This is a genomic window from Candidatus Gracilibacteria bacterium, from assembly GCA_041658685.1.
GTDB lineage: Bacteria > Patescibacteriota > Gracilibacteria > UBA1369 > UBA12473 > JBAZZS01.
Map to the genome: position 1 here is coordinate 142,153 of JBAZZS010000003.1, position 13,448 is coordinate 155,600.

General features: G+C 46.2%; 13 protein-coding genes and 1 other RNA gene. 7 read left to right on the forward strand and 7 right to left on the reverse strand.

The window, feature by feature from the left end; translation table 25 throughout:
- Window positions 1-39: 39 nt before the first annotated feature.
- The 7 genes from WC882_05150 to WC882_05180 all read right to left on the reverse strand — a co-directional run bounded on the left by WC882_05150 (window position 40) and on the right by WC882_05180 (window position 7,826).
- The gene (locus WC882_05150) at window positions 40-1,494 is read right to left on the reverse strand and encodes a sugar transferase (protein ID MFA5843021.1); all 1,455 of its coding nucleotides are present in this window, start codon (window positions 1,492-1,494) and stop codon (window positions 40-42) included.
- A gap of 86 nt (window positions 1,495-1,580) precedes the next feature.
- Window positions 1,581-1,937: RNase P RNA component class A (gene rnpB, locus WC882_05155), an RNA gene on the reverse strand.
- A 166-nt stretch (window positions 1,938-2,103) separates the two neighbouring features.
- On the reverse strand, window positions 2,104-2,694 hold the full coding sequence (locus tag WC882_05160) for a tetratricopeptide repeat protein (GenBank protein MFA5843022.1): 591 nt from the start codon (window positions 2,692-2,694) through the stop codon (window positions 2,104-2,106).
- A 143-nt stretch (window positions 2,695-2,837) separates the two neighbouring features.
- Complete coding sequence (gene galU / locus WC882_05165) at window positions 2,838-3,722, reverse strand: UTP--glucose-1-phosphate uridylyltransferase GalU (protein MFA5843023.1); 885 nt, start codon at window positions 3,720-3,722, stop codon at window positions 2,838-2,840.
- Window positions 3,723-3,724: 2 nt separating this feature from the next.
- On the reverse strand, window positions 3,725-4,243 hold the full coding sequence (locus WC882_05170) for an Hsp20/alpha crystallin family protein (GenBank protein ID MFA5843024.1): 519 nt from the start codon (window positions 4,241-4,243) through the stop codon (window positions 3,725-3,727).
- Window positions 4,244-4,293: 50 nt separating this feature from the next.
- Window positions 4,294-7,482, reverse strand: coding sequence for an ATP-dependent zinc metalloprotease FtsH (ftsH, locus tag WC882_05175; protein MFA5843025.1), 3,189 nt, complete (start codon window positions 7,480-7,482; stop codon window positions 4,294-4,296).
- Between the two features lie 14 nt (window positions 7,483-7,496).
- Window positions 7,497-7,826 carry an RNHCP domain-containing protein gene (locus tag WC882_05180; GenBank protein ID MFA5843026.1) on the reverse strand — a complete coding sequence of 110 codons (330 nt, stop codon included), beginning with the start codon at window positions 7,824-7,826 and terminating at the stop codon, window positions 7,497-7,499.
- Between the two features lie 111 nt (window positions 7,827-7,937).
- Between WC882_05180 and WC882_05185 the strand changes: the two genes are divergently transcribed.
- From WC882_05185 to WC882_05215, 7 genes are read left to right on the forward strand one after another with little or no spacing between them, the layout of a single operon-like run.
- The gene (locus WC882_05185; protein ID MFA5843027.1) at window positions 7,938-8,447 is read left to right on the forward strand and encodes a PilN domain-containing protein; all 510 of its coding nucleotides are present in this window, start codon (window positions 7,938-7,940) and stop codon (window positions 8,445-8,447) included.
- Between the two features lies 1 nt (window position 8,448).
- Window positions 8,449-8,982, forward strand: a complete 534-nt coding sequence (gene pilO / locus WC882_05190) for a type 4a pilus biogenesis protein PilO (GenBank protein MFA5843028.1) — start codon at window positions 8,449-8,451, stop codon at window positions 8,980-8,982.
- A gap of 19 nt (window positions 8,983-9,001) precedes the next feature.
- Window positions 9,002-10,180 (forward strand): type II secretion system F family protein, encoded by a 1,179-nt coding sequence (locus WC882_05195; protein ID MFA5843029.1) that lies wholly within the window; start codon window positions 9,002-9,004, stop codon window positions 10,178-10,180.
- A gap of 20 nt (window positions 10,181-10,200) precedes the next feature.
- On the forward strand, window positions 10,201-11,013 hold the full coding sequence (locus tag WC882_05200; protein ID MFA5843030.1) for a prepilin-type N-terminal cleavage/methylation domain-containing protein: 813 nt from the start codon (window positions 10,201-10,203) through the stop codon (window positions 11,011-11,013).
- Window positions 11,014-11,022: 9 nt separating this feature from the next.
- Window positions 11,023-11,646, forward strand: coding sequence for a hypothetical protein (locus tag WC882_05205; protein MFA5843031.1), 624 nt, complete (start codon window positions 11,023-11,025; stop codon window positions 11,644-11,646).
- A gap of 45 nt (window positions 11,647-11,691) precedes the next feature.
- Window positions 11,692-12,480 carry a prepilin-type N-terminal cleavage/methylation domain-containing protein gene (locus WC882_05210; protein MFA5843032.1) on the forward strand — a complete coding sequence of 263 codons (789 nt, stop codon included), beginning with the start codon at window positions 11,692-11,694 and terminating at the stop codon, window positions 12,478-12,480.
- Window positions 12,481-12,502: 22 nt separating this feature from the next.
- Window positions 12,503-13,447, forward strand: a complete 945-nt coding sequence (locus WC882_05215; GenBank protein ID MFA5843033.1) for a hypothetical protein — start codon at window positions 12,503-12,505, stop codon at window positions 13,445-13,447.
- Window position 13,448: the final 1 nt, after the last annotated feature.

The window sequence follows — 13,448 nt, forward strand, 5'->3', positions numbered from 1 at the left end:
AGGATAGCATGAGTGTGTTGCAGTTGTCAACACAATGGGTTAATCCGCCCCCTTTCCACTCAGCACCACAAAAATGGTTCGAACCAGGATTTTGAGGTCGAGAAGCATGGACCAGTGTTCAATGTAGTAGCTATCGAGTTCGACTTCTTTTTCAAAATCGAGATCACTGCGGCCGTTGATTTGCGCCAGGCCGGTGATGCCGGGTTTGATGGTGAGGACAAAACGCTGATGTTTTTCATAGTGCGCCACCTCTTCCGGGAGGTGCGGGCGCGGGCCCACCAGGCTGAGATCGCCGATCAGGACGCTCCACAATTGGGGTAATTCATCGAGGCTCCATCGTCTTAAAAAGCGGCCAAATCGTGTGACGCGAGGATCGTTTTTAATTTTAAGCAGAGGGGAATTTTTTCGAATGTTTTTTTCAGCCAAATCCGTGTAGCGCAGACTGTCGGTTTTGTGCTTCATGGTGCGGAATTTGTAGAAGGGGATGAGTTGGCCCTGATACCCCACGCGTTGCACCGGATCCCCGTTGTCTTTTCGCGTGAAAAGAATCGGGCCGCGGCTGTCGAGTTTGATGCCGAGCGCCACCAGCAGTAAGGGGGGAGAGAGGAGTATGAGAAAAAATCCGGCGGCCATGCTGTCGAAAATGCGTTTAAAAACGCGTCCCCATCCATCGAGAGGCGTGGCTTTGAGAGAAATCATGGGCAATCCATCGATGTTGAACACGTCGATTTGCGTGGAGTGCATTTGTAAAATATCCGGTACAAAATGGTATTGGAGGTGATTTTCACGACAAAACTTGATGATGCCTTCGGCTTCGGTTTCGGAAAGGTCGGAAGCGGTTTGAATGATTTCTTCGATGTGGTATTTTTTAACGATTTCTTCGAGATTTTTAAAGGAGCCGAGCACGCGCAAGGTTGTTTTTGCGGAAGTGGTTCCTTTTAATGTGAGCAATCCGACAATGTGATGAATGGGGTTTTGTTTGAGTTTTTTGGAAATTTTTTGCGTGAGAATGTTGTCGCCGATCATGAGAATTCGTCGTCGGCCTATTCCAAATCGGGCGAAGGTGTGTTGAAGAATGCGGATTCCGATGCGTCCCAAGCTGAGTGCCACGATGGTGAGAATCCAGATGTAGCCGAGAACCAAACGAGAGAAAAAGAATTGGCGCGTGATGAAGTAATATCCGATGATGAGCATGATCCAAGCGGATACGAGAAAGATCAATTTAAAAATTTCACTACCGAGGCGGTTTGTTTTTCGGAGCGAATACATTTTGTTGAGCGCGAGTACGAGTACGAGCGCGAGGATGGTCCAGCCCGCCAATGTTAAAAAATCGGGAAGCGAAGGGAAGCTGAGCGTGTCGATGGGTTGAAAATGGATACCCGGGATCAGGTCGGTGTAATGGCGAAGTCGATACGCGGCCATGAACGCTAAAAAGGCCATTCCCGCGTCCAAGGGAATTTTTGCAAGACCGAAGAGCATTTCGGATTTCTTCATGAGTTCATTTTAGGAGTTATTCGGGCGGGAGGGAAGGAATTTTTAATATTAAAAATTCACCGAAGTTTTTGCTCCAGTGAGTTTTTAAGAAGAAAATCATCATAAGCCGAGTTTTGTCCGCGGGTCCTAAAGGAGCGGCGGTGTGATCATCTCTCTAGGGCCGTTGTTGCCAACGGTCTCGTGCGGTGAAAGGTTTGGAGAGTGGCCTCGCCCTGAATCCCAAACCTCCAGTTCACCTTGCAGCAGAAAGGGTTTACCCCTCCATCGGTCACCCGACAGAGTCCCTTGCGGGCGTTTCACTCTCCGCCGAAGCGGAGCTACGTCTCTGTGGCACTTTCCCTATATCTCGGTTTTCACCGGGACACGGTCGCTGTTAGCGATTTTCATGGGCCAAGCTGCTCGGACTTTCCTCTCCATTTAAGGAGCGATCACTCCGATTTTCTTCGAGCGGAGTATAGGGAAAATGATTAAGAAAAACAAGTGGGAGAGGAAAATTTTTATGAGCATTTTTAAGGAAGAAATGCCGAGAATCATGATCCGAGGCATTTCGCTCCCATGCGAATAAAAATTCTTCCTGACCACTTGTTTTGAAGTGTTTTTTAGGAATTTCTACTTTTCCTCCTTCAATCTCTGGTATTCCTTTTGAAAAAACAACGCGGTTTCGAGGCAATCTTTGGCTTTTTGATTTTCGGGATCAATGGTTAAGGCGCGTTGGAGAAGACTGACGGTGTTGTTGAATTCGCGATCGTTCAAGTAGCACACGGCAAGGTCGCACATGATCAAACAATCTTGAGGAGACATGGTTAGGGCGCGTTCCAAGACAATGAGTCCTTTTTTGCGTTGACCGAAATGAAAATAAGACCAGCCCAAACAACGGAGAATTTCCGGGTGGTTGGGTTGAAGTTCATCGGCTTTCTCTAAAAGTTGAACCGAAGTTTTCCAATTCCCAAGTGCGGAATGTGCAAACCCCAATAAATAATTGGCATTGGCGCTATTCGGATCGATTTGAATCGCACGTTCCAGGGCTTTTTTTGCTTTTCCGTATTCTCGTATACTTAAAAAGTTATCTCCGATCTCTTCAAACGCTTCCAAACAGTCCAGATCATAATTGAGAATTTTTTCACAAATATGAATGGCCTCTTCATGGTGTCCTTCGAGTTTTTGACGTTCCACTTCGACGAGCAAGGCTTGGTAGTCCATGAGATTTTGTTTTTATTTTTGAGTTGTTTTTGTGTATCTCCTTATTGTATCAAATTTTCTTTCGAGAATCAATGCGCTTAACTCCGAATACGCAAAAGTACACCCGGCGCTTTTTTAAGCCGTAAACGTTGTTTTTTGGTTTTTTATCTCAAGTTTTTTGTCAGGTTTTGTAAATAGGTTTTGAGCTCCGGGCCGAGGTCGTCGCGTTTGAGTGCAAAGTTGAGCGTGGCTTGAATCAATCCGAGTTTGGTGCCGCAATCGTAGCGTTTTCCTTCAATTTCATACCCGTAAATTGACTCTTTCCCAAGCAATCGTCGGAACCCGTCGATGAGGCGAATTTCTCCGTCTTTGGTGCCGGATTCGGCTTTTTCAAGCTCTCGGAGTAAGGCCGGAGTGCAAATGTATTTTCCAATGATTCCCAGGTCGGAAGGCGCGTTTTCAGGCTTTGGTTTTTCTACGAGACCTTCAATTTCCACAAGACGACCATGGATTGATTTTGCCTTCACCATGCCATATTGGTCACTTTGTTTTCGATCAATTTTTTCGAGCCCGATCACAGAGGCGCGTTTTTCATTGTAAACATCGATGAGTTGTTTGAGCGCCGGAACCGAGCCGTCCACCACATCGTCTCCGAACAACACGGCAAACGGTTCGTCGTGCAGTAGTTCTTTGGCGCATAGGATTGCGTGGCCATCGCCTTTGGGCGAGGGTTGGCGCACGTATACAAATTTGGCTAAGTTGGAAAGGGCGCGGACTTGTTTTAATAGGTTGTGTTTTCCTTTTTCTACGAGATTGTATTCGAGCTCGAACGAGTCGTCGAAATGGTCTTCGATGGCGCGTTTGCCACGACCGGTGATGATGATGATTTCTTCAATGCCTGCGGCCACGGCTTCCTCCACCAAATATTGAATAACCGGCTTGTCCACAATGGGGAGCATTTCTTTGGGTTGCGCTTTGGTGACCGGGAGAAATCGCGTTCCAAAACCCGCGGCAGGGAAAACGGCCTTTTTGATGGGGGATTGTGGCATAATTATTCTTCGCGAATTTGAATGAGTCTTGTGCGGACGCGTTCGGTTCTTGGGATGCGAATGGTGAGAATGTTGTGTTTGAATCGCGCTTCGGCTTTGCTTGAGTCCACGGAACCGGGGAGCAGGACGGATCGGGAGAATTTTCCCCAAAAACATTCCTTCATATAAGGATCGTTGGTTTTGATGGATTCTTTGTTGGGGATTTCACGAAAGCCTTTGATCGTGATCACATCGTCCGTGATGTTGATGTTGATGTCGCTCGGGGGCGTGCCTGCCACCGGAGCGATGATGATCATTTCGGTTGGGGTTTGGTACACGTCTACGGAAAGTTGGCCTTCTTCTTCGTCGTGCGTTTGAGTTTGAGAGCCTTGAGCTTTTGTACCTGTGTTCGGAGTTTCGGATGGGGAAATCGAAGGAGTGAAAGGCGCGGGTCGCATCAAGGGCTCACTCAATTCGTGCTCGTGGCGCGAAAGAGATTTGAGCTTGGCTTTGGTGATTTTTCCGATTCCGATGGGTTTCATACGGATAAGTTAAAACAAGAATGGAAAAAGGTAAAGGGGAGAAAATTTTTCTATTCATTCTTTTCTTTTTCCTCTTTTAGGGCTTTGAGCTCGGATTTTTTGAGGGTCGTGGGGGGAAAGAAAGCCAAGAAATCTTTTTGTGAAAGTGTTTCTTTCTCGATCAGGGCTTCGGCGATTTTGTGGAGAAAATCTTTGTGGTTGGCGAGGATTTTTTTGGCGTTTTCGTAAGCGGTTTTGACGATTTTTTCCACTTCGGAATCGATTTCAGCGGCCATTTTTTCCGAGAAATTGCGTACACGGCCAAAGTCGCGGCCTAAGAAAACTTCCTGATTGGATTCGCCATAAATGATGGGCCCGAGGGTGCTCATGCCGTATTCGGTGACCATTTTTCGGGCAATGCGAGAAGCGCGTTCGAGGTCATTGGAAGCGCCGGTGGTCATTTCGCCAAAGATCAATTCTTCGGCCACATAACCTCCAAGGAGTGACGCGAGTTCATCAAAGAATTTGCTGCGACTGCTCAAGTGTTTGTCTTCATTCGGGAGGAACCACGTGGCGCCCAGAGACATGCCGCGCGATACAATAGAGATTTTATGTACGGGATCGCATTTGGGTGAAAAATGTCCGGCCAAGGCATGGCCGACTTCGTGGTACGCGGTGATCTTTTTTTCTTCGACGGACATGGCGCGCGATTTGCGTTCCGGGCCCATGACGATTTTTTCCACAGAGAGTTCGATGTCTCTGACATTCACGGTTTTTTGATTCTTTTTGGCGGCTCGAATCGTGGCTTCATTGAGAAGGTTTTCAAGATCAGCTCCGGAGAATCCCGGGGTTTGTTGGGCGATTTTTTTGAGGTCCACACGAGTGAGAGGTTTGTTGCGGGCGTGCACTTCCAAAATGGCTTCGCGTGCCTTTAAATCCGGACGATCCACGACCACGCGTCGGTCAAAACGGCCGGGGCGGAGGAGGGCGGGATCGAGCACATCGGGACGATTGGTGGCTGCCATGACAATGACATTTGAGCCTTGTTCAAAGCCATCCATTTCCGTGAGAATTTGATTGAGGGTTTGTTCGCGTTCATCGTGTCCGCCACCCATGCCGGCGCCGCGTTGGCGACCTACGGCATCGATTTCATCAATAAAAACAATACAAGGCGCATTGCGTTTGGCGCGCTTGAATAAATCTCGGACGCGTGAGGCGCCCACCCCTACAAACATTTCCACGAATTCGGAACCGGAAATATTAAAGAAAGGCACATCGGCTTCGCCGGCCACGGCTCGGGCGAGAAGGGTTTTTCCGCAGCCCGGAGGTCCGATTAAGATCACGCCTTTTGGGATTTTGGCACCCATGGTTGTGTATTTTTTTGGATTTTTTAAGAAATCCACAATTTCTTCGAGTTCATTTTTGGCTTCCTCGGCGCCAGCCACATCACTGAATTTATTTTTTTTCTTTTGTTCTTCATTGAGACGCGCACGGCTTTTTCCAAACGCCATGGCCTGATTGTTGGAGGCTTGCGCTTGGCGCATCATGAATACAAAAAACCCGATGAAAATCGCGAAAGGGATGAGGCTGATGAGCAGGTCTTTCCAGAAATTTGATTTTTGCGTGTCGATCACGTCGACTTGAATGGTTTCCAATAAGGTTGGGTCCACGTCTTTTAGAATATCCGAGAGCGTGGCTGAGGATTCTTTGACGGTAAAAAACTCGTACGTATCGGCTTCGTCGGTGAGGGAATAAAGAATACGATTGCTGTTGACCTCAATTTTTTTGACTTCGCCTTTTTCAACACTTTCAGTAAAAGTGCTGAGTGGGGTTTCTTCGGTGACCGAGGTGCCGGAGTTGAAGAAAAAATAAAGACACGTCACAAAGAGCGTGACGAGAAGAAGGTATAGGAAAGGGTTTTGTGGCTTTCCCATTGGTTTTTTTGCGGATTTTGGAGGGAGTTCATCTTGCATAGCGAAAGTGATTTTACGATAAAAATAGGGGAAACGCCATAGAAATCATTTATTTTTTTTAAATTTTTCGTCCAGTCGCGTGCCCACGGCAATGATGACATCGTCTTGAGTGGTGTACACGGGGATGGTGTGGCGTTTTTCGCGCGGGATTTTGAGGTCTGTGAAAAAATCTTGGAGTTTTTTGGTGCCTTTCATTCCCGAGGGTTGGAAGCGGTCCCCGGGTTTGGCGGCGCGGATTTTGATGAGGCCGTTGGGGATGAGGGAAAAGTTGAGATCGAGAAGGGAGTGTTTGTCATGGTGAGGCTCTCGAACCATGACTTTAGAAATGGGCTTGTTTTTGAATGTGTGGTTCGACAAGCTCACCACGACATTAGCTTTTATTCGTTCATGTTTTAAGATTTTAAAGTGAACCCAATGGTACGCGGTTTTGACATTTATCTGAGGCCCGAATTTTTTCATTTTTCCGGTGTGATCGTTTTGAATGAGTTTTTCGATTTCAAGGATGAGCGTGCGGGAGAGGTTGTAGGTGCTTTTGTAAAAATAGCCGTATAAATATTGGAGGAGGAAATGACGTTTTTCTTGAGGAAGTTTGAGGAAAGATTTGGTGGAAAAAGAGAATGCGTTTGCGTTTTTTTTGAGCCAGTTTTTTGTTTCTTTTTTAAGCGTTTTATATTCTTGTAACGCCTGGCGACGTTCAATTTGAAAATCTTTAAAAAGATTTGGATTTTTTTTGAGTAATTTTGGAAGGGTGACGAGCCTCATTCGGTTTCGCGTAAATTCAAGGCTCTGATTGGAGGAGTCGATGCGATAAGGAATTTTTTCATGAGCGAGAGAAGAGAGAATCGTGAGTTTGCGTGTATTAAGGAGCGGGCGATGAAGAAATCCGTTTCGAGATTGTATGCCGATGAGACCTTTGAGTCCGCAACCGCGCGCTTTATTAAGGAGCACGGTTTCGAGATTGTCGTCGAGGGTGTGGGCCGTGAAGATGGCTTGAGCGTTGTGTTTTTGGCGAACACGTTCAAGAAATTCATAACGAAGAATTCGGCCGGCTTCTTCCAGAGATTTTTTGTGAATTTTGGCCCATTTTTTAACATTTGCGGATTCGGTTTCGAATGTCAGGTGATGTTGTTGTGCAAGTTTTTTTACAAATATTTCATCCGCGTCGCTTTCTTTGTCGCGCAATTGGTGATTGAAGTGGGCAAGAATGGGGCGTTGGCCTTTTTTAAGGAGTCTATATAAAAGGTAGACAGAGTCGGGGCCGCCGGAGATGGCTAAAACAACTGTCATGAAAAAAGTGTAAGTTAAATTTTCCCAATCCTTTCCCATTGATCATCCTCGGCCAGGAGATTTTTAATGGTTTTTCCGCACGTTTCACAACGATGAATTACGTCCATGCCGAGCCAGCCCTTGCGATTTCCTTTTTCGAGGCGCAGCGGTTTCATGAGGCCTTGGCACTCGCTCAAACGATCGCCGGGCACGTCGCGATCCACGTGAAGGGAATACATGCAAAACGGGCAGTGGTTGCGGTAACTGCGGCCCAGCGGAGAGACCAGAGCTCCGCATTTTTTGCAGGTAAAGCCTTCGTTTTTGGCAATGAAATGTTTTCGGGGAGGAGAAATGGGTTTTTTCATAAATTCAGTATAGCTCTTTATAAGGTTGGCGCGAATGGGCGCGAGTTGACTTATCTTCGAAAATGAGATACAATATACAGAAAACTCAAACAAACTTTAACCCCCTTATCTATGTCGGAAGAACGTTCCGCACTTCCTGGAAGCTCCCTTAAACTCAGCCATCTTGTGGCCGGAGTGGTGGTGCTTTTTGTTTTGCTTCTCACGGGTTGGTCCGCCTTTCAACGCTATTCGGTCCAACGTTCTATTGATGATGTGAATGCGCAGATCAGCGAAACCAATACCGCGTTGGATGAAATGCGCGCTAAACAGGTGGAATCCATCATTGTGGCGGCTCAAACCGTGGATCAAGTCCAGGCCTCAGCTATCCTATGGTCTTCCGTGATCACACGATTGCTTGAAATCACGCCAGTGGATATTTTTTACCGTTCGTATTCCGCTTCCAGCGAAGGGGAAATGACGGTGAGTGTGCTGGCGACGTCTTATGAATCTGCGGCTGAGCTCATTTCAATTCTTGAAGGCGAACCGACCTTTTCCAATCCGTTCGTCGCCTCTTTGACTCAGGGATCTACGGATTCCGGGACAGGAGTTGTTAGTTTTGGAGTAACCTTTAACGTTCAATAATATGTCTAAAAAATCTTCTCCTCAACTTGTTACTGCCGGACTTCTTGTGATCGCGGTTTTGGTCGCGGCCCTTATTTGGAAGCCCATGCGCGCTGACGTCACTGCTCTTTCCGCAGACTTAACCGCTCAACAAACCGAATTGGCCACTTCGCAGGCCGAGTTGGCGTCTCTTACCGGATTGGAATCAAAAATTCCTACAGCCGAAGTGGAACGTGAAAAATTACTCACTTTGGTTCCGGAAGGACTCAACGAAGATGCGTTGGTGAAGCAATTGTCTGCGATTGCCAAAACGGTTGGCGTGTCTTTGACCTCGATGTCTTTTTCACTTCAAAATGCGCAAACCGATGGAGCGAATACGGTTACGATTTCCGCTAATTTTATAGGTTATTACAATAGTTTGATTTCGTTGTTGCAGGCTTTGGAAAACAGTTCACGTCTTTTTAAGGTTTCTTCGGTTGGGGTTCAACTTGGAGAGGTGACTGAAGCCGGTTACCTTATGACATTTAATGTTTCTTTGGAAGCCTATTATCAATAATTTCTAATCCTTAAGTTGTATGAGTGAATTTTCCATTGATGAAGCTCTTTCCTCTTTGGGGGAAGTGAAAAATGCTCAAAATGAAGTCGTGATTTACGGCGTGACGGATCGATCCAAGGAATCCTTGATGGTGCGGTTGAACGATTTTTTTATAGATCGACAAAAAGTACCCCTTAAAGAAAAAGCATACTTTTTCCATTTGCTTTCTGTGATGTTGGATGCCGGGATTCCGATGTTGAATTCCTTGAAAATTCTTTCCACTAAAACCACGAATGAACGGTTTAAACGCGTGATTGCGACGATGGCGCATCATGTCGAACGCGGACATCCTCTTTCCGAGGTGATGGCTAAATTTCCGATGGTTTTTGACGATACCGAGCTTGGTGTGGTCAAATCCGGAGAAGCGATTGGGCGTGTGGATCAAATGTTGGCACGGCTTTCCAAACAAGTGGAGAGCGCGTATGAAGTTCGTTTGAAAGTTCGAGGGGCGTTGACCTACCCCGCGGTGGTTATGGTTGTGTTGGTGGTTGCCACTTTGGTGGTGATGACCTTAGTGGTGCCTCGGTTGCAAGATTTTTTCGTTGAAAGCAATGTCAAATTGCCGTTGCTGACCCGAGTGGTGATTGATTTTAGTACTTTCTTTATTAGTTATTTTTGGGCTATTGCGATTGGAGTTTTTCTTTTGGGAGTATTGGGAAGTGTTTATGCCAATACCGAATCCGGTCGATTGAAAGTGGATTATTGGATTTTAAAAATTCCATTTGTGGGAGATCTGATTCAGAAATCATTGATTGCTAAGTTTGTTCGTATGTTGGGGGTTTTGTCTTCGTCCGGGTTGCCGATCAATAAGGCGCTTTCGATTTTGGGTGACTCCATGGGCAATACGCTTTATGAATGGAAAGTGAAAGAAGTGGTGGCCGCGGTGGAGCACGGAGAAAAAATTTCCGAGACTTTGGCGACCACGCCATTTTTATTTCCGGAAACCGTGACAGCCATGCTTTCCATTGGAGAAAATTCTGCGACCCTCGATCAGGCGGCCTCTAAATTGGCGGATCATTATGAACGAGAAATTGAACATTCGATTAAAAATATGACTACGATTTTGGAACCGCTCGTGATTGTGCTTGTTGGAGGAGCGGTGGCGGTTTTGGCGCTTGCGATTTTGGGCCCGGTGTTCTCTCTCAGTGAACTTGTTTAGGATGTTTTAAGATTGATTTTATGAATTTAAATTTTTTTTTCATTAAAATAGCCAAAGTGGCGAGAGGAACCAAGAAGGCTTTTTGGCCACCGCGGTTCGTTCGCTCCTGCGGTGAACGCCCGCTATGCCTCGCTCCAATCGCTCCGCGTTGCGGAGGCCAAGCCGATTGTCGCTGTGGAATTGCCCAAAAATCTTCTTTGGCCTCTCGCCAAGAAACTCTGGGTTTTACTTTAATTGAGCTTCTCATTGTGATCACTATTTTGGCCGTGCTCACCGGAGTGGCGCTTTTGGATTACGGATTTTCGGTTAAAAAAGCGAGAATTCAAGTGGCGGCCGAAGAACTGGTTGCCTTGTTGGGCGATGCCACTGTGCGTAGCCAAACGCAATTTTCGCAAATCGAAGAAGTGGATGGAGCGGACTCGACCGTGGTTTGTTATGGGGTAACGATTGAAAAAGGAAGTTTGCCGGTTTTATTTAAAACGTCACGAGATGAAGACACTCAATTATGTGTGATGTCCGATCGTGAGCCTGTTAAAGAATTGTCTTGGGAGGATTTGGTTTTTGTTACCGACATCGATTGGACGGCGATGACGGTTTCCGGGACAGAGACCGACACCGTTGATTGGATCGCTTTTCTTTTTTCGCCGCCCAAGGGGGATGTTTCCGTGTATTTGGATTCGGGTTTGCTTGTTGAAAAATCCGAGGTGACGGAAGTGCAAGTGCGTTTGACGTATCAAAATTCTTCGGAGTCGGTTTTGAATAAAGTGGTGAAAATCAATCCTGTAACTTCGAGCTTTATGATCCTCACGCAGAGTGAGGTTGAGGCGCTTTAATTTTTTTGTATGAAAATTTTACGTTCAAAATTTGAGAAAAAAGGATGCCTTGCCCGTGCATTCACCCTCGCGGAAGTGGTGATCGGTGTGACGATTTTGAGTATTGTGCTTATTGGAATCACCACACTTACGATCACGTCCATTCGTGCGAATGAAGCCAATATCCATCGTTTGACCGCGTATTATTTGGCACAAGAAGGATTGGAAGGAATGCGCACGATTCGCGACAGCAATTGGTTGCAAAATTATACGTGGAATGAAGGAGATTCGTTGTGGGGGATTGGGTTTGAACAAGAAGGTTATTATTTGATTGATTATGTCCCGGGATCTACGGTTGAGCCTTTTAAATTGACTTTTTTGGGGACAGAAGAACCTTCATCCGAGGGAGTTCAATTGTATTGGGCCGGGAATGATGCCAGTCATTTTTATGTACAGGACAAAGATGCAAGTCTTTCTTCTTGGGCCTCCGAGGCGGAAGCTTCTCCTTACAAACGTTATTTGTATGTTACGTATCCGAATTCGGCAGAAGACATTGCGGAAGTGACGGCGGTGGTGTTGTGGGACGAGCATGGACATTCAAAAAGTATGGAAGTGTCGACTCGGCTTTCGGATTGGAAAGAAGGCCCGTTGTAGAGAATGACCAATGATCCAATAAATGACTAATTATCCAATGTTCAAATGATCAAAAAATACATTAAAAATTGGGAAAGCTCTGTCACACTGAGCCTGCCGAAGTGTGAGCCTAAGAAAAAGCTTGATCGTGAAGGTATGGTTCGACAAGCTCACCATGACCAATGCAAACAAGCCCACCATCCTAAGGCCTTTACATTAGTGGAACTCATCATCAGTATGGTGATTTTTACGGTTTTTGTGGGGGTGGCTTCGACCACGTATATTTATGTGAGTCGTGCGTTGCGTCATGCGGCCGAGGTGCGGTCCGTGTATGCGGAAACGCGTTTTTTAATGGATAAAATCACGCAAGATGTGCGGTTGTATACGATTGATTATGAGTGTTATGAGGCCGCGGCAGTTATGGATTCCTCTTATGGCTCGGATTATGGCGAATGCTCAGGGGCTTCATCCGGATTATCAGCCCAGGGACAAACGTCTTCGTTGCATCTTATTTCCGCCGACGGAGAGCATCGCATGTCGTATCGATTTCAAGATGGAGGATTTTCGATTTTGGAATTGGATTATGATACGACGGCCGTGAATTGGATCGCTTCGGAAGGCTATTATTCCGGGTTTCAGCCGTTTGAAACACAACGAGTGGATCTTGATTATGTTCAATTCATGATTAAGCCGTTGAGCAGTCCGTATGAAAATTATATAAAAGATGCTTCGCAATATCAGCCGAGTGTGAATGTGGTGATTGCGGCACGGAGTATGTCCACCTTACTTCCCGAAGTTTTGCAGGTAAAAATGCAGTCCACGATTGCGAGTCGAGTGTATGGGGTGGAATTTTAAATTAAAAATTTATTAAAAAAATATGAAAAACGAAAGACGAACAATTAAAAAAAATCCAAGGGGGAGTGCTTTACTTATTTCCCTTTTATTGATGGCATTTTTGATGGTTTTTGGGTTTGGGATCAGTCAAATTGTAGTGGATTCGATCCGTGTGGAACGCAATGTGGTGGATGCGGGAATGGCGTATTTTTCCGCAGAGGGAGCGGTGGAATCGGCCTTGTATTATCGTGAAAATCGGTTGCCCGGGTATGAAGCGCAGGATGATACTTCCGGAGTCCAAAGTCAGAATGTGATGCTTGGAAATGGGGCTTTGATGACCTACAACATGATGGCTGCGGAGACCTTGGTTCCTTGCGCTCATGAAGAAAACGCATGGCGCGAATTGGGGATTCAGAAATCCGTGTCTTGGCCGTTGTATCGATGGGATGCCGAGGTGGGGCGAGCGGATCTTGAGGATTTTACGCTTTCTTTTAAGGTTGAAGATCGTGACGGAAATCTCAAAGCGGTTTCCGGTAATGTTTTGCGATGGAAAATTTTGGGCATTGATAAAAAAGATGGGAATACCAAGGCGATCAGCGGGCTTTTTGAATACACCGGGGACACGAAGACCTTGGATGCGATGGTGAATACGGCGAGTTTTTATGAAGGGTCTGAAGGAGGCACTTATGTGCATTACAATAATTATCCAATTTCCGATTTTTTAGAAAACCATTATTTCAACACCCTTATTTTGACCAATGTGATTGTGTTGTCGGCGCAAGATCCTTTTAATCCATTGCCGGAGGACTACGGTCTCCAATTACAGCTTTCCACGGCCAATCAAGGGGTGAGCGAGTCGCCGTGCGAATATACACTGATTCAAGCCGATGGCACGAGCGGCGGTGTGACGCAAAATATTGACGTGAAAGTGAAACTCGAATCGTTTTTGCCGGTGTTCAACTTTGTACTGTACGAGACGGCGAATTAAG